Raw genomic sequence first — 20,348 nt, 5'->3', positions numbered from 1 at the left:
AATAATGGAAACAAGCAGAGATGATTTTGTAATTGCATTAAGATCTGCTTTTTTAAAAAAAGGAACACAGCAAAGGTTCTCATTATTAAGTTTAATATTCTTTTCTATAGTTTTTTTAATTTTGGGCAGTTTTAACTTTAAAATTATAAACTATGTAAAAATAGGCATTAAGGAAGTAGTTTATAGATCGTCTTTTATAGTTTCTGTGCCAGAAAATTTATTAAAAGATAGTTATCTTACAATCCAAAATCACAAAAAACTTTATAAGGAAAATGAAAAAATTAAGTCTGAACTAGAGATTTTAAAAGCCAAAGATTTATTAAATGAATTTATAATTTCAGAAAACCAAAGATTAAAAAATATTGTTGATGATTATTTGGTTAAATCAGACACTATAATTGCTAAAGTTTTAAGTGATAAAAGTAGTCCATACTTAAGATCAATCATCATTAACAAAGGCAGTAAACATAAAATAAACCTTGGAATGGTTGTAATAGATGGTGAATATCTTGTTGGAAAAATTGTTGAGGTTAACTATTCATCATCTAGGGTATTATTACTTTCAGATTTGAATAGTAAAATTCCAGTCATAGTAGAGCCGAACACAGTATTTTCTATACTTTCAGGGACGGGTAAAGATTATGGGAAAATTCAGTATAGCAAAAAATATGAGGATATCAAAAATGAGTCCGTTATTTACACTTCGGGAGCAGGTAGTTTATTCAAGGCTGGAATACCTATAGGAAGAATGAATATTAATAACTTGAGTGATGAAAAAAAAGTAGATTTTTTTTCAGATTTTTCTCAATTAAAATTTGTAAAAGTTGTTTCATTTAAAAAAAGTGAGAACAAATGACAGGGTTAAGAAATAAAAATTTTATTAGAATAATATTATTAAATGTACCCTTAATTTTACTTTTCGTATCTGTTTTAAATGATTATGATTTTAATTATTTAGGTTTAAAATATTTTTCATTTAATTTTTCTTACATTTTAATTTTTTACTACAGTCTAAAAAAAACTGAAAGTTTAGGATATACCTATATTTTTATTGCAGGTTTGTTTAACGATGTTGTGATAGGAACTCCAATTGGATTAAGCAGTTTAATGTATTTAATACTTTGTGGAGCAGCATCCTATCTTAGAAATATTACTTTAAGACCAAGTTTACTAAAAGATGGTATATTTTTTCTTTTAACAATTTTAATTATAAATTCATTATTGTTTTTATCTTTAAAATTTATTTTTAATTATGAGTTAAATTATTTTGAACAAATAATAAATATTACATTTACTTTTTTGTTTTATTTTTTATTTTCAAATTTATTTAATTTTTTTGAAAATTATGTAGTGAGAAATAATAATGCTGGGTGAAGATTTTGGTGTAAAAAAAGTTCAAACTATTAATAGAAGAATGTTCATTATTGGTGTTGCCAAGTTGGTTGTATTTACTGGAATAATTACTCGATTATTTTCATTACAAATTACAGAGAATAAAAAATATTTAACTCTATCTGACAAAAATAGGTTACGTGAGTGGAGATTACCTCCAATTAGAGGTGAGTTTTTAGATTATTTTGGAAATATTATTGCTGGAAATTTAAAAGTGTATCAATTGCACGTAATTCCAGAGGAAGTAGAAAACTTTAAATATTTGATGGTAAGGTTAAAAGATATTTTATCAATAACTAATAGTGATTTTAAAAAAATAATAGACCAAAAAAATAAACAAAAACCCTGGGAAACTATAATCATTTCTAAAAATTTAACATGGGAGCAGTTTACAAAAATAAATTATTACTTACACGATTTAGTAGGAGCCAAACCAGTTCTATCTGTATCACGAAACTATCCCTTTAATGAAAGTTATACACATGTTTTGGGCTATGTTAGTGAAGCAAGTGAAAAAGATATTCTAAATAATGAAATTATAAGAAGCACACATGTACCAGGACTCAAAGTAGGAAAAAATGGTTTAGAAAAAACTTTTGAAGATGAATTAATTGGTACGAATGGTATCCAAAGGTATGAAGTTAATGCCTATGGAAAAAGAATTAGCCAACTTGATTATACCGATGGATTAAATGGCAAAACAATTAAACTCACTGTAGATACAGAAATTCAAAAGTTTTGTAATGAGCTTTTAAAAGGTGTAGCTGGCTCAATAAGTGTAATGGATATCTATACGGGTGAAATAGTTGCTATGCAATCTTCACCGTCATTTGACCCTAATTTATTTCTTTTTGGAATTAATCAAGATGATTGGCAGTTAATTAGAAATAATCCATTAAAACCATTAGTTAATAAAACTTTATCTGGTTTGTATTCACCAGGCTCAACATTCAAACCAATGGTAGCTTTATCAGCACTAGAAAATAAAATTATTGATGAAAATTTCAAAGTTAACTGTACAGGAAAAATTGAAATGTATGGTCAAACTTATCATTGTTGGAAAAAAAAAGGACATGGCATTGTAGATTTAAAGAGCGCAATGAAACAGTCTTGTGATACATATTTTTATGAGATTGCGAGAAAACTTGGTGTGGATCGATTAAAAGAAACATCTATAAAATTTGGCCTTGGTGAAAAAGTTTTAAATGAAACATTTAGTATTGAGAAAAAAGGGTTAATTCCTGACACTAAATGGAAAAAAAATAATTTAGGAAAAGGTTGGGTTATAGGTGAAACATTAATCACAGGTATTGGACAGGGCTATACTCAAACAACACCTCTACAATTATGCCAAATGACAGCTCAGCTTGCAAATGGAGGATTTAAGATTTATCCAAAAATAATAGTAGATGAGGATAGTAAAACTGCAGAAGAAATTAGATTCATAATGAATAAAAACAAAAAACAATTAAATAAAAAAGACAGTGGATTAAAAAATACAACAGAAGAACTTTTAGAGTTTTTAGATAAAAAAGAACATGAAACTTTATTTAAAAGTTCTAAAAATATAAACTTAGTTCGTGAAGCGATGTTTGCATCTACAAATGAGGTCAGAGGGACTTCTTATAATTCACGTATCGAAGATCCCAAATACCAATTTGCTGGAAAGACAGGAACATCACAGGTTAAAAGAATAACTGAAGCTGCAAGAGAACTAGATTTAAGTACTTCTGAAATTCCATATAATGAGAGGGATCACGCTTTATACATAGCTTTTGGTCCATATAAGAATCCAAGATACGCATTAAGTATTGTTATAGAGCATGGTGGATCAGGAAGCTCGACCGCTGCACCGATTGCAAAAAAACTATTTAAATTAATTGTAGATAGACATGAGCTAAGAGAGAAACAAACTAAACAAAATGATTTAAAAATATAAATGCAATACAACTCATTTAGTACACAAACCACTTTTTTTCAAAAATTAAGAAATTTTGATTACATTTTGTTAATTTGTATTTTATTGCTTGGGTTAATTAGTGCTTTGTCCATGTACTCAACAGATGGGGGGCAAATCTTATTTCATAGTAAAAGTCATATTTCAAAATTTTTAATTTTTTTCACAATGATGATTTTTATGTCATTTTTTAATATTAAATTTTGGCATTACTTTGCTTACTTTTTTTATATTGTAGTTTTATTTTTTCTAGTCTGGGCTTCTTTATATGGCATTAAAGCTTCAGGATCACAAAGATGGATCAATTTATATTTTATTAATTTACAGCCATCTGAATTAATGAAAATTGCAATAATAGTATGCCTTGCTAAATATTATCACCGTATACAATTGAATAAAGTTAATAGTTTTCAAGTTATGTTTGTTGCTTTGGTAATTTTAATTTTACCAATCATGCTTGTTATTACTCAACCTGATTTGGGAACTTCAATTTTAATTGCTTTAAGTGGATTAGTTGTCATATGGCTTGCAGGAATTAATATTAAATATTTTGTTTATTCATTTATAACTTTATTAATTTCAATGCCTTTTGCCATTGCTTTTTTACAACCTTATCAAAAGCTTAGAATTTTGACTTTTCTTAATCCAGATAGGGATCCTCTAGGTGCAGGTTACCAAATTATTCAATCTAAAATAGCAGTTGGATCTGGAGGTTTAACTGGTAAAGGTTTTTTAAAAGGAACTCAAAGTTATTTAGAATTTTTACCAGAAAAACATACAGATTTCATTTTCACTTTATTTGCTGAGGAGCATGGTTTTTTAGGTTCTCTAGTTTTATTGTTAATTTATATAATCATTATTTATAGAGTATTAAGAATTGGTGCAATCTCGAGGAGTTATTTCGCTAAACTTTTTTGCTACGGCTATGGGTCTGCAATATTTTTTTATGTAACAGTAAATATGTCAATGGTTTTAGGTTTACTGCCTATCGTTGGGTCTCCTTTGCCAATTATGTCATATGGAGGGTCTTCAATGCTTGCAACCATGATTGGATTTGCAATTGTCATGAGTGCTAAAATTAATCATAAACAGCTAATAGCGTAAGTATTTTAATGTTTTACTTGTCGAATTTGTCGCGAGAATATTTAATTTTAAGAATTATATAAAGTGTCATGGAAAAAAATTTAAAAATTGGAATTGTTGGTGCTGGTATACAAGGTATTTCGAATGCTTTATTTTTACAAAAAAAAGGTTTTAGTGTAACAATTTTTGATAGAGATGAACCAGGAAGTCCTGCTGCATCCTACGGTAATGCAGGTCACTTTTCTCCATATGCATCTGTTCCTATAAATAGACCTGATGTATTAACTGATGTCCCTGCAATGCTTTTAAGTTCTACAGGTCCACTTGCTTTAAAATGGAACTATGTTCCAAAAATGATGCCTTGGTTTTTACAATTTATAAGAAACTGTACTACAAAAAGAATGATGCATACCGCTAAAAATATGCATCAAATTTTAGATTTAGCATTACCTGCTTATGATGAATTATTTGATGAAGTAGAGCTTGGAGGATTGGTTGAAAAAAAAGGTATTTTATATATTTGGAACGATCAAAGTTTAAAAAGCAGAGAACTAGAGATTAAAGTTAGAAATGAACTGGGGGTTGATCAACAAGTAATTACTCCAAAAGAAATTCATGACTTAGAACCGAATATAAAACCTATCTATCATGGAGGTGTTTATTATCAATATGGTAGACATGCGAGAAACCCTAAGAAAATTCTTTTAAAACTCTATGATCTGTTTTTGAAAAAAGGTGGCAAGTTTTTAAAAATGAATATCAAAGACATAAATTTTAATGATGAAAAGCCAGTTATAAAAGCTGAAATGCAAAGCTTTTTATTTGATAAAATTGTTATTGCCTGTGGTTCATTTTCAAAAAAATTAACAGATAATTTAGATGAAAAAATACCTCTAGATACTGAAAGAGGGTATCATGTGCATTTTAAAAATTGCGATCATCTTTTAAGTAGACCGGTAATTTTCCAAAATAGAGGATTTGGTATTACACCCATGGAACAGGGACTTAGAGTTGTAGGTACAGTTGAATTTGGTGGATTAGACAACCCATTATCAAAATTAAGAGTTAAAAATTTAATTAATAATGCAAAGTACATGATGGGTGATTTACCCGAACATGAAGATGAGTGGCTTGGTTTTAGACCCACATTACCAGACTACTTACCTGTAATAGGACCTTCAAAAAAATATAAAAATGTTTTTTATTGCTTTGGTCATCATCATTTAGGATGGACATTAGGACCTATTTCAGGGAAAATAATCTCTGGAATGATTGCTGAAGAAAATACAAACTTAGATTTAAAGCCATATAGCTCTCTTAGGTTTAACTAAGTGATAAATAAAAATAATGTTGCTTATATTTTCTTATTTTTAGCAGCTTTATTTTGGTCTGGAAATTTTTTAGTTGGAAAATTTGCTAGTCAATATCAAGTACCTCCATTTTCATTAAATTTTTATAGATGGCTTTTTGCTTGGTTGATCTTAGCTCCATTTACAATTCAAGAACTATTTAATAAAAGAAGTTATATTTTAGAAAATTATAAATATTACACAATTCTTGGAATAACGAGCGTCACTATCTTTAATTCAATTGTCTATTATTCTTTAAACTTTACGCAAGTAATCAGTGGAGTGTTGATGATATCAACAATACCAGTGATGATCATTTTCATTTCTTCAATTTTAAAAATTGAAAAAACTAATACTTTTCAAATAATGGGCGTTACATGCTCTTTTATTGGAGTTGTTTTAATTATAACCAAAGCAAATCTTGGAATATTAATGAATTTAGACTTTAACAAGGGTGACATCACGATGGTTTTTGGAATGCTTTCTTGGGCTACTTATTCAGCTCTTTTAAAGAAAAAAAAACACGAACTATCTCAACTAGGTTTACTAGAAGTAGTAATTTCATTTGGCTTTATTTTTTTAATACCAATTTACTTTATAGAGTATCAAATGGGCTTTAGAATTGTTTTAAATCAAAACTTTTACATGATTTTATTTTATGTAGTTCTATTTCCAGGTCTTGCTTCTTTTATTTTTTGGATAAAGGGAGTTGCTTTAATTGGTGCCAATAGAGCTGGTGTTTTTTTGCATATGATGCCTGTATTAAGTGCAATTATGGCAATGATTATTTTTAATGAAAAATTTATGTTTTATCATATGTTGGGTGCAATATTTATTTTAACTGGAATTCTTTTATCAAATAGAAAGATTAAAAATGCTTAAAGTTGCTATCCTAGACGATTATCAAAATGTATCTCACGAATTTGTTGATCTAAAAAAACTGTCAGGAGAATATGAATTTAAAATATTTAGTGAACCATTTGAAGGCGAAGCAGATGCTATTGAACAATTAGCTGACTTTGAAGCATTATTGATAATGAGAGAACGAACTCCTATTACAAAAAATTTAATTGATAATTTAAATGACCTTAAATACATCATTACAAGTGGTTCAAGAAATAAAGCCATAGACTTAGCTGCAGCTAAAAAAAGAAGAGTTGTAGTGTGTGGAACTGAGATTGATTTTGCAGGTACAACAGAATTAACTTGGGGTTTAATCTTAGGTTTAGCTAGAAACTTTAAAGAAGAAATAGATAATATGTATCAAGGTTACTGGCAATCTACTATTGGCTTTGAGTTAAAGGGTAAAATTTTAGGGTTAGTTGGACTTGGAAGAGTTGGTTCACAAGTTGCAAAAATTGGTAAAGCTTTTGGTATGGAAGTTATGGCTTGGAGTGAAAATTTAAATCTAGATACCTGTAAAGAGTTGGGTGTTCTTCCATGTAGTAAAGAAGACTTACTTCAAAATTCTGATTTTTTATCAATTCATGTCCAAGGTGGAGAAAGATATAAAGAGTTAATAAAACTTAAAGAATTAGATTCAATGAAAAAAACTGCTTTTTTAATTAACACATCTAGAGGATCCATTATTAATGAGGATGATTTAATTATAGCGTTATCAACTAATGTTATTGCTGGTGCAGGACTTGATGTTTATGAAAAGGAACCTTTACCAGAAGGGAACAAATTAAGATTTTTACAGAACGCATTATTAATGCCACATGTTGGTTATGTAACTGCAGAAAATTATAGTGTATTCTATACACAAATGATTGAAGGACTAGAGGCATGTGTTGCCGGTAAACCTTTAAGAGTATTAGAATAGATTTATGACAAAAAAAATTAACAAAGACCTTACTGCCGAGCAAAAATTAGTTTTGTTTGAAGATGGTACAGAAGCACCTGGTACGAGTGAATTAAATCACGAGAAGAGAGAAGGTAGCTATCACTGTACTAATTGTGGTGAAAAATTATTTGATTCAACAGCCAAATACGAAAGTGGTTCAGGTTGGCCTTCATTTTATCAATCATTACCAGACGCTTTTGAAACTAAAACAGATACTCTATTAGGGTACGAGAGAGTAGAATATCATTGTAAAAAATGTGGTGGACATCATGGCCATATATTTGAAGATGGACCAAACCCAACTGGAAAAAGATACTGTAATAACGGTGTTTGTTTAACTTTTAAGCCAAAAGATTAGCTTTATTTTAAAAGATCTTGAAGTTTATTTTCTTTTTCTAAAGCTCTAGTTTCATCGTAGCCGCCAATGTGCTGTTCATCAAAGAAAATTTGAGGAATAGTTCTTTTACCATTAGCTTTTGAAATCATTTCATCCATTGCACCATCAACTGTTGCAATATTAATTTCTTTATATTCAATATTGTTTCTGGTTAATAATCTTTTTGCTGCATCACAAAAATTGCAAAGTGGACCTGTATAAATAGTTACTGATTTCATATCTTATAAATAATCATTCTTTTTAATTTTACTAGTTATTTCTTTTCTGGAGTATTCAAATTTTTTTTTATGTTTAATACTTTTTTGATTAACTCTTTTTCTCCACAATCTAAAAGAAACCGGCTTTATAGATCGTCTCATAATCTTAATAACTTCACCCTCTGTTTTTCCAGTCTTTTTCTCAATTTCCTCAAAAGTAATACGATCTGCCCAAGCAGCCCAGATGATCCAGTCAGGATCTGATATATGGGGTTCTGGGTTTTTGACCCTAGTTATGGGGGTGTGACCTTTTTTTTTCATAAATCCCTAATAATCATTATATTTGAAAAAATTGATTAATGCATTTTATTTAGGGTCGTGGTATCTTCATATCTAGATAGTCCATCTTAGCCATCTTTAGCTCCCGGTTTTTTTGGACTATCCTTAAACTTAAAATGCTCCCCTTAAATTACTTCCTTTTTTTACAAATAATCTTATTTTTATTTATTACCCCAGGAACACCTAGGATTGTAATCATTTCATATTCTATGAATTATGGAGTTCAAAAATGTATTTGGACAGCACTTGGAGATGTTACAGCAAATATTATTCAGGCAACTTTAGTAATTTTTGTACTAGGATCTTTTTTTGTCGATAATCCAAATTTTTTAAATATGTTTAAGTGGATTGGAATAGCTTATTTGCTCTACCTTGCTTATGATATTTATAATTCAAGACTCAAAGATATAAGTTCAGAGAATATTTCTTCAAAAAGTTTTTTTTCTTTTTTCAAAGATGGTTTTTTAGTTGCAGGATTAAGTCCTAAAGCTTGGATGTTTTTTCCATTAATCTTTCCTCAGTTTATTGACTTTAATGGAAATTATATTGTTCAATTTTTTATTTTGATTACAACGTATGTTGTGTTAGATTTTTTATCTTTAATTGCTTACGCTGTGCTTGCTAAAAAATTAATTGTTTGGATAAAAGCAAACCCAAAAGTTATAAATACAATTTCAGCGTGTGTATTACTTATAATTGCAATAATTATAGCGTTTATTCAAAAATATTAGGTCGCATCTTTCCACTTGGTGGTTGTATGAAGTTTAATTTAAAGGTTTAATAATTTTTTAAATTTAAAACTAATAGAGGAAGAAATAAAATGAAAATCAGAAATATAATTATTACTTTAGTTTCTGCAATTGCTCTTTTAATTTCAGCTTCAACAATATCTTTCGCGAAGGTTGTTGGGGATAAAATTATTTTAGGTGCAGCTATTTCATTGACTGGAAAATACTCGTCAAATGGTGTTCATACTCAAAACGGCTATAACTTAGCAGTTGACAGAATAAATGACATGGGTGGTATTAAAGTTGGTGGAAAAACTTACAAGTTTGAAATCATTTATTACGATGATGAATCAAACTCTGGAAGAGCAGCACAACTTGCAGAAAGATTAATTCAACAAGATGGTGTTCAATATATGCTTGGACCTTATAGCTCAGGTTTGACTAAAGCTATGGCTCCTGTAACTGAAAAATATCAAGTTCCTATGGTTGAAGCAAACGGTGCGTCTAGATCGTTATTCACTAAGGGCTATAAATATTTATTTGCAGTACTAGCTCCAGCGAACTTATATCTTGATGTAGCAATTGATCTTGCAGTTGAAAAAAATGGTGGAAAACCAGTTAAGATTGCAATGGCATTTGAACAAGACGCTTTCTCTCAAGATGTGAGATTAGGTATTCTTGATGCTGCTAAAAGAACAGGTTCTAAAATCATTATAGATGACAAGTTACCAAAAGAGCTTAACGATATGGCTGCTACTTTATCTAAGGTAAAAGCTACTAATCCGGACGTTCTTGTAGTTTCAGGTCATACTAAAGGTGCTTTGACAGCTGTTAGACAAATCTCAGAGATGAAAGTTGATGTGAAAATGTTAGCAATGACTCACTGTGATGCTGCTAAATTATCTAAGCAACATGGTAAAGCTTCTGAGTACGCGCTTTGTGCTTCTCAATGGCATAAGTCTCTATCTTATACGGATAACTTCTTTAAAGATGGTATGACGTATGATGCAGACTTTACTAAAGCTTTCGGATATGCACCGCCATACCAAGCTGCTGAATCTTCTGCTGCTTTATTAGTTTTTAAAGATGCGTTCGAAAGAGCACAATCATTTGATACTAAAAAAGTTAGAGATGCTTTAGCTGCAACTGACATGCAAACTTTTTATGGAAACATAAAATTTGCTGAAGGTGGTCAAAACGTATCTAAGCCAATGGTGCTTTTCCAAGTATCATGTAACGATGATGGTAGTAAGTGTGAAAACAAAGTTGTTGCTCCTACAAAATGGGCATCAGCTGAGTTGGTACACCCAATTCCATCTTGGTCAAAAAGATAATACCTAATATGTAAAATGCTCCCTAGAAATAGGGGGCATTTTTTTATAAATAATAGAAAGTAAAATTTATGGATTTCTTAATTTTCCAAGCCCCAATACTAATGGTCCAAGCTTCAATGGATGGAATACTACTTGGTATTTTATTTGCATTAATTGCTTATGGAATGGCTTTGCAGTGGGGAGTAATGAATATAATAAACATTGCTCAAGGAGAATTAGTAATCATGGGTGGATACATCGCTTACTTCATGTATTTATCAGGAATTCACCCAGCCTTTGGAGTAATTGTATCACCAATCATTATGTATTGTGTTGGTTGGGGAATGTACAAGCTTGTTATTAATAAAGTAGTAGACAAAGATTTATTTACATCAATTCTTGCAACTTTTGGAATTAGTATTTTAGCACAACAATTAATGAACTTTGCATTTGGTGCCGATGTAGTTGTTGCTCAATCAAATTTTGGAACAACAATGTTGTTTGATAATTCAGTGACACTACCTAATGCTAAGATATTTTCAGGAGCAATTTGTGTGATATCGGCAATTATTCTTGTCATCTACATGAAAAAATCAAAATTAGGAAGAGCTATTAGAGCAACTGCTCAAAATGCAAGAGCTGCTAAAATTTTAGGTGTTGATACTGAAAAAGTTTATGCAGCAACTTTTGGAATAAATGCAGCACTATGTGGAATAGCAGGAGCATGTATTGCAATCACATTCACGTTGCACCCTTATACAGGACTACCTTACACAGTTAGATCTTTCATGATTGTAATTATTGCAGGACTTGGAAATTTACCAGCTGTTGCAATATCTGGTATGGGTCTTGGTATATTTGAGGAATGGGCTGATTATCTGCTTGGAACAGAATTTAGAATAGCAGCTGTATTCTCGTTACTCGTGTTAATCCTTGTTTACAGAAGATTTAAACTATCAAGAAAAAGAGAATATCTGAAATAATGAGTAAAAATACATTTCTATATGCAGGTTTAATAATTCTTGGTTTGGCTGGAGCATTTATATTCCCAGCTTATAAACTTCAGATGTCGTTTCTTTATATTTTAATTGTACTTGCGATGACTTGGGATGTTCAAGGTGGACAGATGGGTTACAACACGTTTGGTAATATATTATTCTTTGGTGTTGGAATGTATGTTGCCTCAAGCACACAAATAGCAATGTTTTTTTCACTAGCTGAGTGGACAGATGCAGGGGGAGAAAAAACTTTTGTTCACACTATCCCACAATTTTTTCAAGGATTTGGAGTTGGAATATTGTTAGCTGGAATTATTCCAACAATAATTGCAGGAGTAATTGGTTATGGAATTTTAGGTTTAAGAGGACACTACTTTGCAATTTGTACATTAGCTTTAGGAATAGCTGCTGGTGAAATTGCTGGTGGAATTGAAATTATTGGAGCAGGACAGGGTATGACAGTTCCAGTTTGGCCAAAAGGTTTTGGAACGAATGCATCATCATCACAGTTTATGTACTATTTAAGTTTTGGTTTAGCAGTTGTAACTTTTATTACTTTAAAGTGGGCTTACAGCACAAGATTTGGATTAGTTTTAAACGCAATTAGAGACAATGAAGATAAAGCTGAAGCAATGGGTATTCATACTATGAGATATAAAATTATAGGTTGGATGGTATCAGCTTTCTTTGTTGGAATTGCAGGAGGACTAATGGGTCACATCAATGGCTATATTGAACCTACAGAAATCGCATTTGCAGGACCTACATTTGGAGTGTTCATGGTGTTAATGGCAATTCTTGGTGGTAAAGGAACTTTATGGGGACCACTAGTTGGTGCTGTTTTATTTCATTTATTTAAAGAAGGTTTTTGGACTTACTTCTTAGGCTGGCAGTATGTAGCTCTTGGAGTTTTAATTATTGTAATCGTTGTTTATTTTCCTGAAGGATTAATGGGATGGTTAAGAGAAAAATATCCTGAAAGATTTGGAGAAGTAATTGATGAAGCTGACCGAAAGGCACAGGTAGAATTAAAATAATGGCCATATTAGATATATCAAATGTAAGTAAATCTTTTGGCGGTGTTAAAGCCAACGTAGATATCTCTATGTCAGTTGAGCAAGGTTCAATTGTAGGACTGATCGGTCCAAATGGTTCTGGAAAAACTACTTTATTTAACTCAATAGTTGGAACCTATCCAATTGATGGTGGATCAATTAAATTTAACGATAGAGAGGTATCTGAGTTACCAGTACCCGTTATTGCTAAACTTGGATTACTTAGAACTTTTCAGCAAACTCGAATTTATGGAAAATTAAACTGTATTCAAAATATGCTAATCAGCCACAAACCTGAAAACGATGGGATTTTAACAGTTTTCCAAAAAATACCTTCAGATTTAACTGATAAAGCAGAAACATTATTAAAGTTTGTAGGACTTCATCAAAAAAGAAAACTTAGAGCAGGAGATCTTTCTTTTGGTCAGCAAAAATTATTAGAACTAGCAATGGCCTTAATGAATGAGCCTAAAATGCTCTTGTTGGATGAGCCAACAGCTGGAATTAATCCAACATTAATTAATGGAATTATAGATCGTTTAATTAGTGTTAATAAAGATTATGGGATTACCCTGTTAGTTATAGAGCACAATATGAAAGTAATTATGAATTTAGCACAAAGAGTTTTTTGTTTAGCACATGGTCAAATGTTGGCAAACGGAACTCCAGACGAAATTAAAAATGATAAGCGTGTGCTAGACGCTTACTTGGGAGCACAATAATGTCAAATCAATATGATGTATTAGGAAAAGCACCAGGACCAGAAGAATTAAAAAAACTATCTCCAGATAATAACCACGTAACAATAAAAAAATTATCTGCTGGTTATGGTAAGATGGAAATTCTACATGATTTTGATTTATGTGTAAGTAAAGCTCAGTCGCTATGTTTAATTGGTCCAAATGGAGCAGGTAAATCTACGATCCTTCATTCTATTTATGGATTTACAAACATTTTTTCAGGACAAATAGAAATTGACGGTAAAGAAATTACTCACTTAACCCCAGCTGAAAAACTTAGGTCATGTGGAATAGCATATATCCTACAAGATAACTCAGTCTTTCCAGATATGACGGTTGAAGAAAATTTACTAATGGGTGGTTATGCTAAAGAAAATACAGACGAGTCTTACCAAGAAGCAGAAAGAATTTTTGAAAAATATGAAAGATTAAGAAATAGAAGAAATCAACCAGCAAAAGTTTTATCTGGTGGTGAAAGAAGACTATTAGAAATTTCTAGAGCACTAGTTATGAAACCTTCTGTATTACTTGTTGATGAACCTTCAATTGGATTAGAGCCAAGATATATAGATATGGTTTTTGAAATATTAAGAGACCTTCAACAAACTGAAAAGAAAACTATTATCCTGGTGGAACAAAATGCAAAAAAAGGATTAGAGTTTGCAGATATTGGTTATGTTTTAGTATCAGGACAAACTGCTATTGCTGGCAAAGGGGATGATTTATTAAAAAATCCTGATGTTGGTAGATTATTCCTTGGTGGTTAATGATTAATAAAGAATTTTTCTTTAAAGGTTTCAAATCTATTTTAGCTCCAGACAGTCCAGCACTTGCGTTAGGATGTTGCTTCATCGCTATAGGTGCACTTCTTAAAAATTTAGGATTTAATATTCAAGAAAGTATTTTTTCAACGATGCTTACTTATGCTTTGCCTGGATCATTAGTCATGGCAGAGTCGTTATTAGTTGGAGCTTCATTATTAAATATTTTTTTAGCTGTTTGGTTTGTTAATGCTCGTCTTTATCCAATGGCTGTTTCTTTGTTTCCATTAATGATGCACAAAAGCCAACCAAAATGGAAATATTACTTTTCATGTCATTTTATAGCAGTATCTGCATGGCTGATTATGAAGAGTAACTATAAAAGTATTGAAAAAAAACATAGAATTGATTTTTGGATTGGAATTGGTTGTGCTACTTGGACTACAGCAGTAATAGGAACTTTTATAGGATTTTATGCATCTGATTATTTGGATAAGAATATGATGATGGGCTTAGCAATTTTAAATCCAATTTATTTTTTATGCATGATGGTTGGGGCAATGAAAACTATTCAAATTACAGCTGCAGTAATTTTAGGCTTGGTATTAGGACCAATTTTTTATTTTCTATCCCCAGAGTGGTCAATTTTATTGGGAGGACTTGTTGGTGGAACAATTGCTTATTTTATAGGAGAGCTAAATGTCAACTAGTATATTTCTTGCAATCTTAGTCACGTCCCTTGCAACTTTCTCTTCAAGGTTTTTAGGTGCAATTTCTTCACAAGGAATAAAAGAAACTTCAAAATTATTTAAATGGTTTAATTGTCTTGCCTACTCAACACTAGCTGCATTAATAGCCAGAACAATTATTTTTCCGGCAGGTATTTTGTCTGATGCTAGCTATCTAAGTAGAATTGTCGTGGTTTTATTCTGTTTATTCATATTTTTTATTTCAAAAAGAAATTTTGTTTATCCTACCATTATTTCTGCTATCATGATGACACTACTAAGTAATTATCTCTAATGAAAAAAATCTCTGGAATAACAATAACGGAACATCAAAATTCAAAAAGAATAATTGATATTAGAATTGAAGATGAAATTTTAGATAAATTAATATTTCCATTCAATAAATTTGATATTACTGCTTTAGAGTATAAACCATTTACTAGATTTACTATTGCCAAAAGTTTAGACGATTTAACCTCTAATAAATTAAGCAAATTACTTAATTCAATAATAAGAGACAGAGATACAGGTTGCTTTATAATAGGACCAAAAAATATAAGTCCAAAAATTAACGATACTTTTTTAGTTAAGCTATCAACGGCAATTGCTTATTTAATTGGCAATCCAAACCATGACGCAATGGCTGGAAAATATTATGCAAGATTTTTTGTAAAGCACGAAGATAAAAGTGACTCGTATTTGAGAAAAGCCTACACAAATATGGATCTCCATACAGATGGGACATATGTCAAAGAGATCACCGATTGGCTGCTTATGACTAAAATTGAAGAACAAAATGTGCAGGGTGGAGAAACAGCAATGTTGCATCTTGATGACTGGGAACATTGTGAGGATTTATTTAATGACCCCATAGGAAAACAAAACTTTGTATGGGGATCTCCTAAAAGTAAAAATATAGAATATAAAGTTGAACATCCAGTTTTTACAACAGATGATAACGGTAAGCCAAATATTTCTTATATTGATCAATTCCCTGAACCAAAAAATATGGATCAAGGAATTTTCTTACAAAAATTATCAGACGCTTTAGAGGAGAGTAAGAATAAAGTAATCACTAAATTAGCACCTGGATCAACTATTGTGGCTAATAATTATTTTTGGTTGCATGGAAGAAAACCCTTTAAGGAAAATAAAGAACTAAGTAGAGAGTTATTAAGAATCAGAGGCTCTTTTTTCATTTAAAATTTAAAAATTGTATTTAATTAGTTCAACTAAAGATTGAGAAATTAAATTTGTTTGTTAATAAGCACTATTTTATAGGGTTATTTTGTTGTAAAAATACAACATATTATAATTTTTTTTATAATTATAAATAAAAATTCCAAATCTTACAAAATTACTATAAAAATAACCTTACTTAATATTAATAAACGGAAAGATTTATGAAAAAACTATTGATTATTACTGCTTCAATTCTTTTAGCATTTACCAATGCTAATGCAGTAGAAAAAAGAATTGGATTATCATTGGGTCAAACAGATGTTGAAGCAAGTGGTACAGAGACATTAAAAGACTCAAGCAAAAAAGCCACAAAATCTGTTGAAGAAACAACTGTTATCCCATCAATTTTTTTTGAATTAGCAGCGGACAATGGATTTGGACTGGGAATAGAGCACGTTCCTGGAACAGCAGATATTCACACTGAATCAAGAGCAGATGATGATGCGGAAACATCTGGTGGAAACAAAGCGTCAGCTGAAATTGACGGGCTTACTTCTTTGTATGCGATGAAAACATTTAATAACGGATTATTCTTAAAAGCAGGAATGACTCAAGCTAAAGTTCAAACAAATGAAGTGTTAAATACTGGATCAACTTACGGAAATGCAACAGTTGAAGGTACACTTTTTGGGTTTGGTTTACACAAGGCTAATGATGCTGGAGTTTTCTTTAGAGCATCTGCAGAGTTTACAAATTATGACTCAATTAAATTGACTTCAGGTACAGCTGATGCAGTTACTGGAAAAAAGAACACAATTGATGCTGATGTAGACACAACTGCGTTTAAAATTTCTATTGGTAAAGCATTTTAATTATTTACGAATAAAAAATAAAATTATAAAGCCCCAGTAATGGGGCTTTTTTTTTGCACGTTATATAAAAAAATACTGATATATTTACAAAATGAAACTAGGTTTTATTGGAAGTGGAAAAATAGCATCATCAGTAATTAATGGTATTTGCAATTCAAAAATATCATTTACTAAAATCCTTATATCTGCTCGAAATAGAAAAATAGCAAACGAACTTCAAAAAAAATTTAAAAAAATAGTAATTACAAAAGATAATCAAAAAATAGTTGATAATTGTGATTGGGTTTTTTTATCTGTTACTCCAACAGTAGGAGAGAGAATTATTAAAGATCTTAATTTTAGATCCAGTCAAATAATCATTAGTTTTATATCAACAATCACTTTATTAGAGTTAAAAAAAGCAATTAAAGTTAAAGCAAAAATTATAAGAGCTATACCATTACCGCCCATATCTTTAAAAAAAGGACCCGTTCCCATCTGTCCACCCAATAAAAAAGTAAAAGATTTTTTTAATAAAATTGGAACAACCATTGAACTTAAAAATGAAAAATCTTCAATCAATTTTTGGTCAACATCTGGAATGATGGCACCATTTTATGAATTACTAAGAGTAATGACAGACTGGTTAATTAAAAGAGGAGTTAAACGAGATAATGCACAAAAATATATTACATCTTTATTTTTATCCTTGTCAGAGGATGCAGTCATTAATTCTAAAAAAGATTTAAAATATTTAGTAAAGGAATCACAAACGCCAAAAGGATTAAATGAGCAAGGAGTTAAAGAGTTAACAAAAGCGGGTTTTTACAAATCTTTAGAAAAGACACTCAACAGTATACACAAAAGATTAAATAAATAAATTTCATGGATCAAGAACAGAATATTTTACAAATTGAAAATCTATCTAAATATTTTGGTGGACTTGCTGCAGTATCAAACTGCTCTTTTAATATTAAAAAAGGAACAATTACTGGAATTATTGGACCAAATGGATCTGGAAAAACAACACTGTTTAATTTAATTGCAGGAAACTTAAATTCATCAATGGGACAAGTATTTTTTAATGATGAAGATATAACCAATGTTCCTTCTTATGAATTATTTTCCAAAGGAATTTTAAGAACTTTTCAAATAGCACATGAGTTCACAAATCTTTCTGTGCTTGAAAATTTAATGATGGTTCCTGCAAATCAGTCAGGTGAAAATTTAATGACAGCCTTACTAAAACCAAGTTTGGTTAGAACTGAAGAACTTAAAGTTAAACAAAAAGCTCAAGACGTAGTTGATTTTTTAAATCTGACACATTTATCAAATGAATTAGCCGGCAACTTATCAGGTGGTCAAAAAAAATTATTAGAACTAGGAAGAACTATGATGGTTGATGCAAAACTAGTATTGCTTGATGAAGTAGGAGCTGGGGTTAATAGAACACTACTTAAAGATCTAGGGACTGCAATTCTTAAGTTAAATAAGGAAGAAGGTTATACATTCTGTATGATTGAGCACGATATGGAGTTTATAAGCAGATTATGTGACCCAGTTATTGTTATGGCAGAAGGTTCAGTTTTATTTGAAGGAACTGCTGAAGAAGCTAAGAAAGATGAAAAAGTTATAGAAAGCTATTTAGGTAGAGGATCAAAGATAAAGGATGAGAACTAATGGCTTTTTTTGAAGGTTTAAAAATGACAGGTGGCTATGGTAATGGACCTGATATCATCAACTCTTGTTCGGTTAATGTAAATAGAGGCGAAATAGTTTCAATTCTTGGACCTAATGGTGCTGGTAAATCAACAGCCATGAAAGCAATGCTAGGTCTTTTAAATCTAAAATCAGGCTCAGTTATAATTGATGGTAAAGATATTTCACAACTTTCACCACAAGATAGGGTGAGAGAAGGTATTTCATTTGTACCACAAACAAAAAATGTATTTTCTGGAATGAGTGTTGAAGAAAATTTAGAGATGGGTGCTTATTTAAGAGATGACAATTATCAAAATATTATAGAAGAAATTTATGAACTATTTCCAATACTTAGAGAAAAAAGAAATCAATTAGTTGGTGAATTATCTGGAGGTCAAAGACAACAAGTAGCTCTTGGAAGGGCATTAATGATAAAACCATCTGTGTTAATGTTAGATGAGCCTACTGCTGGAGTTTCTCCAATAGTAATGGATGAATTATTTGATCATATAATTAAAGTGAAAAGAACTAATGTTGCAATTTTAATGGTTGAGCAAAATGCTAAACAAGCTCTTAATATTTCTGATCGTGGATATGTGTTAGTTACAGGTGAAAATAAGTATTCAGGTACGGGCCAAGAATTATTAAACGACCCAAGAGTAAGAAGCTCTTTTTTAGGCGGATAGTATGGAATTTTTAAACGCAATTATATTATTATTAAATTACATTTTTATGCCAGCACTTACGTATGGCTCACAACTAGCATTAGGTGCAATATTTGTAACTTTAATTTATGGAATTTTAAGGTTTGCTAATTTTGCAACTGGGGACATGATGGCTTTTGGCACGATGGTCACCATATTATTTACTTGGTATTTACAATCACTTGGAATTTCTTTAGGAGTTTTACCAACAGCATTACTTGCCATCCCTTTTGCAATTATTTTAACAATTGGATACATGCTCTTAGTTGATAAATTTGTTTTTAGATATTATAGAGTAAGTAAAAGTCCTCCTGTTCAACTTGCAATGGTTAGTATTGGTGTAATGTTTGTAACTCAAGCTGTGGTTAGAATTATAATTGGTCCATCAGATCAGAGGTTTTTTGATGGGGAAAAATTTATTATCAAAGCAGGTGAGTTTAAAGAAATGACAGGACTTAATGAAGGTTTAGCAATTAAATCTAGTCAGGTATTAACTATATTTGTAACAATTGTATTGGTTTCTATTTTATTTTGGTTTTTAAACAAAACTAAGACAGGAAAAAGTATGCGTGCTTATTCTGATAACGAGGATTTAGCTTTATTGTCTGGAATTGATCCAAAAAGAGTAGTTATGATTACTTGGATTATTGCAGGTATTTTAGCGACAATTGGTGGAGCTTTATATGGATTAGACAAAAGTTTTAAACCATTTACCTACTTTAATAACATGCTGCCAATTTTTGCTGCAGCAATTGTTGGAGGTATTGGAAACCCCTTTGGAGCATTTTTAGGAGGATATGTCATAGCATTTTCAGAAATATTCCTAACTTATGCCTATAAAAAATTCTTTATGTATGTTTTGCCAGCAAGTATGGAGCCAGAAACCCTAGTTCAGTTATTATCAACAGATTATAAATTTGCTGTCTCATTTTCTATACTGGTGATTGTCTTACTTTATAGACCAAATGGAATATTCAAAGGGAAGGTACTGTGAGAAAGCATTTAAATGTAATTATAGCTTATGCAA

The 20,348-nt window shown here is 30.6% G+C and carries 24 protein-coding genes; 22 read left to right on the top strand and 2 right to left on the bottom strand.

Going from position 1 to position 20,348, the window contains the following annotated elements; all coding sequences use genetic code 11:
* Positions 1 to 4: 4 nt before the first annotated feature.
* The 8 genes from mreC (at position 5) to msrB (ending at position 7,985) form a co-directional block, all read left to right on the top strand.
* Complete coding sequence (gene mreC, locus AC5SMR_RS05115) at positions 5 to 856, top strand: rod shape-determining protein MreC (RefSeq protein WP_494576493.1); 852 nt, start codon at positions 5 to 7, stop codon at positions 854 to 856.
* Positions 853 to 1,374, top strand: coding sequence for a rod shape-determining protein MreD (locus AC5SMR_RS05110; RefSeq protein ID WP_494576491.1), 522 nt, complete (start codon positions 853 to 855; stop codon positions 1,372 to 1,374). The genes mreC and AC5SMR_RS05110 overlap by 4 nt, the downstream gene beginning before the upstream one ends.
* The gene (gene mrdA, locus AC5SMR_RS05105; RefSeq protein ID WP_494576489.1) at positions 1,364 to 3,331 is read left to right on the top strand and encodes a penicillin-binding protein 2; all 1,968 of its coding nucleotides are present in this window, start codon (positions 1,364 to 1,366) and stop codon (positions 3,329 to 3,331) included. The genes AC5SMR_RS05110 and mrdA overlap by 11 nt, the downstream gene beginning before the upstream one ends.
* Positions 3,332 to 4,453 carry a rod shape-determining protein RodA gene (gene rodA, locus AC5SMR_RS05100; RefSeq protein ID WP_494576487.1) on the top strand — a complete coding sequence of 374 codons (1,122 nt, stop codon included), beginning with the start codon at positions 3,332 to 3,334 and terminating at the stop codon, positions 4,451 to 4,453.
* A 68-nt stretch (positions 4,454 to 4,521) separates the two neighbouring features.
* The gene (locus AC5SMR_RS05095; RefSeq protein ID WP_494576485.1) at positions 4,522 to 5,763 is read left to right on the top strand and encodes an NAD(P)/FAD-dependent oxidoreductase; all 1,242 of its coding nucleotides are present in this window, start codon (positions 4,522 to 4,524) and stop codon (positions 5,761 to 5,763) included.
* A complete protein-coding gene (locus tag AC5SMR_RS05090) occupies positions 5,764 to 6,663 on the top strand; it encodes a DMT family transporter (RefSeq protein ID WP_494576483.1) in 900 nt (299 codons plus the stop codon).
* The gene (locus AC5SMR_RS05085) at positions 6,656 to 7,606 is read left to right on the top strand and encodes a D-2-hydroxyacid dehydrogenase family protein (RefSeq protein ID WP_494576481.1); all 951 of its coding nucleotides are present in this window, start codon (positions 6,656 to 6,658) and stop codon (positions 7,604 to 7,606) included. The genes AC5SMR_RS05090 and AC5SMR_RS05085 overlap by 8 nt, the downstream gene beginning before the upstream one ends.
* A gap of 4 nt (positions 7,607 to 7,610) precedes the next feature.
* Positions 7,611 to 7,985, top strand: coding sequence for a peptide-methionine (R)-S-oxide reductase MsrB (gene msrB, locus AC5SMR_RS05080; protein WP_494576479.1), 375 nt, complete (start codon positions 7,611 to 7,613; stop codon positions 7,983 to 7,985).
* Between the two features lie 2 nt (positions 7,986 to 7,987).
* On the opposite strand, the gene grxC is transcribed toward msrB, so the two are convergent.
* Positions 7,988 to 8,242 carry a glutaredoxin 3 gene (grxC, locus tag AC5SMR_RS05075; protein WP_494576477.1) on the bottom strand — a complete coding sequence of 85 codons (255 nt, stop codon included), beginning with the start codon at positions 8,240 to 8,242 and terminating at the stop codon, positions 7,988 to 7,990.
* A 3-nt stretch (positions 8,243 to 8,245) separates the two neighbouring features.
* A complete protein-coding gene (locus AC5SMR_RS05070; RefSeq protein ID WP_168607274.1) occupies positions 8,246 to 8,542 on the bottom strand; it encodes a TIGR03643 family protein in 297 nt (98 codons plus the stop codon).
* 134 nt (positions 8,543 to 8,676) lie between these two features.
* Here AC5SMR_RS05070 and AC5SMR_RS05065 point away from each other — a divergent pair, with 134 nt between their 5' ends.
* The 14 genes from AC5SMR_RS05065 (at position 8,677) to AC5SMR_RS05000 (ending at position 20,315) form a co-directional block, all read left to right on the top strand.
* The gene (locus tag AC5SMR_RS05065) at positions 8,677 to 9,291 is read left to right on the top strand and encodes a LysE family translocator (RefSeq protein WP_494576474.1); all 615 of its coding nucleotides are present in this window, start codon (positions 8,677 to 8,679) and stop codon (positions 9,289 to 9,291) included.
* A gap of 89 nt (positions 9,292 to 9,380) precedes the next feature.
* Positions 9,381 to 10,622 (top strand): amino acid ABC transporter substrate-binding protein, encoded by a 1,242-nt coding sequence (locus AC5SMR_RS05060; RefSeq protein ID WP_006997923.1) that lies wholly within the window; start codon positions 9,381 to 9,383, stop codon positions 10,620 to 10,622.
* Positions 10,623 to 10,690: 68 nt separating this feature from the next.
* On the top strand, positions 10,691 to 11,584 hold the full coding sequence (locus AC5SMR_RS05055; RefSeq protein ID WP_006997924.1) for a branched-chain amino acid ABC transporter permease: 894 nt from the start codon (positions 10,691 to 10,693) through the stop codon (positions 11,582 to 11,584).
* Positions 11,584 to 12,636 (top strand): branched-chain amino acid ABC transporter permease, encoded by a 1,053-nt coding sequence (locus AC5SMR_RS05050; RefSeq protein ID WP_006997925.1) that lies wholly within the window; start codon positions 11,584 to 11,586, stop codon positions 12,634 to 12,636. The genes AC5SMR_RS05055 and AC5SMR_RS05050 overlap by 1 nt, the downstream gene beginning before the upstream one ends.
* Positions 12,636 to 13,376 (top strand): ABC transporter ATP-binding protein, encoded by a 741-nt coding sequence (locus AC5SMR_RS05045; protein ID WP_006997926.1) that lies wholly within the window; start codon positions 12,636 to 12,638, stop codon positions 13,374 to 13,376. Before AC5SMR_RS05050 ends, AC5SMR_RS05045 begins: the two co-directional genes overlap by 1 nt.
* Positions 13,376 to 14,161: an ABC transporter ATP-binding protein gene (locus AC5SMR_RS05040; protein ID WP_020169637.1), complete on the top strand. Its 786-nt coding sequence runs from the start codon at positions 13,376 to 13,378 to the stop codon at positions 14,159 to 14,161. Before AC5SMR_RS05045 ends, AC5SMR_RS05040 begins: the two co-directional genes overlap by 1 nt.
* Positions 14,161 to 14,865, top strand: a complete 705-nt coding sequence (locus tag AC5SMR_RS05035) for an AzlC family ABC transporter permease (RefSeq protein WP_011282333.1) — start codon at positions 14,161 to 14,163, stop codon at positions 14,863 to 14,865. The genes AC5SMR_RS05040 and AC5SMR_RS05035 overlap by 1 nt, the downstream gene beginning before the upstream one ends.
* On the top strand, positions 14,855 to 15,178 hold the full coding sequence (locus tag AC5SMR_RS05030; RefSeq protein WP_494576471.1) for an AzlD domain-containing protein: 324 nt from the start codon (positions 14,855 to 14,857) through the stop codon (positions 15,176 to 15,178). The genes AC5SMR_RS05035 and AC5SMR_RS05030 overlap by 11 nt, the downstream gene beginning before the upstream one ends.
* Positions 15,178 to 16,086: a glutarate dioxygenase GlaH gene (glaH, locus tag AC5SMR_RS05025; RefSeq protein ID WP_494576469.1), complete on the top strand. Its 909-nt coding sequence runs from the start codon at positions 15,178 to 15,180 to the stop codon at positions 16,084 to 16,086. Before AC5SMR_RS05030 ends, glaH begins: the two co-directional genes overlap by 1 nt.
* Positions 16,087 to 16,286: 200 nt before the next feature.
* Positions 16,287 to 16,937 carry a hypothetical protein gene (locus AC5SMR_RS05020; RefSeq protein ID WP_494576467.1) on the top strand — a complete coding sequence of 217 codons (651 nt, stop codon included), beginning with the start codon at positions 16,287 to 16,289 and terminating at the stop codon, positions 16,935 to 16,937.
* A 91-nt stretch (positions 16,938 to 17,028) separates the two neighbouring features.
* A complete protein-coding gene (locus AC5SMR_RS05015) occupies positions 17,029 to 17,796 on the top strand; it encodes a pyrroline-5-carboxylate reductase (RefSeq protein ID WP_494576465.1) in 768 nt (255 codons plus the stop codon).
* 5 nt (positions 17,797 to 17,801) lie between these two features.
* Positions 17,802 to 18,596, top strand: a complete 795-nt coding sequence (locus AC5SMR_RS05010; RefSeq protein ID WP_494576463.1) for an ABC transporter ATP-binding protein — start codon at positions 17,802 to 17,804, stop codon at positions 18,594 to 18,596.
* Entirely contained in the window at positions 18,596 to 19,303 is a 708-nt protein-coding gene (locus tag AC5SMR_RS05005; RefSeq protein WP_494576461.1) for an ABC transporter ATP-binding protein, read from the top strand. Before AC5SMR_RS05010 ends, AC5SMR_RS05005 begins: the two co-directional genes overlap by 1 nt.
* 1 nt (position 19,304) lies before the next feature.
* The gene (locus tag AC5SMR_RS05000) at positions 19,305 to 20,315 is read left to right on the top strand and encodes a branched-chain amino acid ABC transporter permease (RefSeq protein ID WP_494576459.1); all 1,011 of its coding nucleotides are present in this window, start codon (positions 19,305 to 19,307) and stop codon (positions 20,313 to 20,315) included.
* The last annotated feature ends 33 nt before the right edge of the window (positions 20,316 to 20,348 follow it).

It is taken from the genome of Candidatus Pelagibacter sp. PS_28, from assembly GCF_059417885.1.
The sequence above is the reverse complement of the archived record's forward strand: the minus strand, read 5'-3'. Positions and strand labels throughout refer to the sequence as shown.

Bases quoted from the DNA above. Each gene is read 5' to 3' on its own strand.
- AC5SMR_RS05015 (WP_494576465.1), top strand. From the start codon at position 17,029: ATGAAACTAGGTTTTATTGGAAGTGGAAAAATAGCATCATCAGTAATT.
- AC5SMR_RS05020 (WP_494576467.1), top strand. From the start codon at position 16,287: ATGAAAAAACTATTGATTATTACTGCTTCAATTCTTTTAGCATTTACC.
- msrB (WP_494576479.1), top strand. From the start codon at position 7,611: ATGACAAAAAAAATTAACAAAGACCTTACTGCCGAGCAAAAATTAGTT.
- glaH (WP_494576469.1), top strand. From the start codon at position 15,178: ATGAAAAAAATCTCTGGAATAACAATAACGGAACATCAAAATTCAAAA.
- mreC (WP_494576493.1), top strand. From the start codon at position 5: ATGGAAACAAGCAGAGATGATTTTGTAATTGCATTAAGATCTGCTTTT.
- AC5SMR_RS05045 (WP_006997926.1), top strand. From the start codon at position 12,636: ATGGCCATATTAGATATATCAAATGTAAGTAAATCTTTTGGCGGTGTT.
- AC5SMR_RS05065 (WP_494576474.1), top strand. From the start codon at position 8,677: ATGCTCCCCTTAAATTACTTCCTTTTTTTACAAATAATCTTATTTTTA.
- rodA (WP_494576487.1), top strand. From the start codon at position 3,332: ATGCAATACAACTCATTTAGTACACAAACCACTTTTTTTCAAAAATTA.
- mrdA (WP_494576489.1), top strand. From the start codon at position 1,364: ATGCTGGGTGAAGATTTTGGTGTAAAAAAAGTTCAAACTATTAATAGA.
- AC5SMR_RS05035 (WP_011282333.1), top strand. From the start codon at position 14,161: ATGATTAATAAAGAATTTTTCTTTAAAGGTTTCAAATCTATTTTAGCT.
- AC5SMR_RS05010 (WP_494576463.1), top strand. From the start codon at position 17,802: ATGGATCAAGAACAGAATATTTTACAAATTGAAAATCTATCTAAATAT.
- AC5SMR_RS05070 (WP_168607274.1), bottom strand. From the start codon at position 8,542: ATGAAAAAAAAAGGTCACACCCCCATAACTAGGGTCAAAAACCCAGAA.
- AC5SMR_RS05050 (WP_006997925.1), top strand. From the start codon at position 11,584: ATGAGTAAAAATACATTTCTATATGCAGGTTTAATAATTCTTGGTTTG.
- AC5SMR_RS05000 (WP_494576459.1), top strand. From the start codon at position 19,305: ATGGAATTTTTAAACGCAATTATATTATTATTAAATTACATTTTTATG.
- AC5SMR_RS05055 (WP_006997924.1), top strand. From the start codon at position 10,691: ATGGATTTCTTAATTTTCCAAGCCCCAATACTAATGGTCCAAGCTTCA.
- AC5SMR_RS05095 (WP_494576485.1), top strand. From the start codon at position 4,522: ATGGAAAAAAATTTAAAAATTGGAATTGTTGGTGCTGGTATACAAGGT.
- AC5SMR_RS05060 (WP_006997923.1), top strand. From the start codon at position 9,381: ATGAAAATCAGAAATATAATTATTACTTTAGTTTCTGCAATTGCTCTT.
- AC5SMR_RS05005 (WP_494576461.1), top strand. From the start codon at position 18,596: ATGGCTTTTTTTGAAGGTTTAAAAATGACAGGTGGCTATGGTAATGGA.
- AC5SMR_RS05040 (WP_020169637.1), top strand. From the start codon at position 13,376: ATGTCAAATCAATATGATGTATTAGGAAAAGCACCAGGACCAGAAGAA.
- grxC (WP_494576477.1), bottom strand. From the start codon at position 8,242: ATGAAATCAGTAACTATTTATACAGGTCCACTTTGCAATTTTTGTGAT.
- AC5SMR_RS05085 (WP_494576481.1), top strand. From the start codon at position 6,656: ATGCTTAAAGTTGCTATCCTAGACGATTATCAAAATGTATCTCACGAA.
- AC5SMR_RS05110 (WP_494576491.1), top strand. From the start codon at position 853: ATGACAGGGTTAAGAAATAAAAATTTTATTAGAATAATATTATTAAAT.
- AC5SMR_RS05030 (WP_494576471.1), top strand. From the start codon at position 14,855: ATGTCAACTAGTATATTTCTTGCAATCTTAGTCACGTCCCTTGCAACT.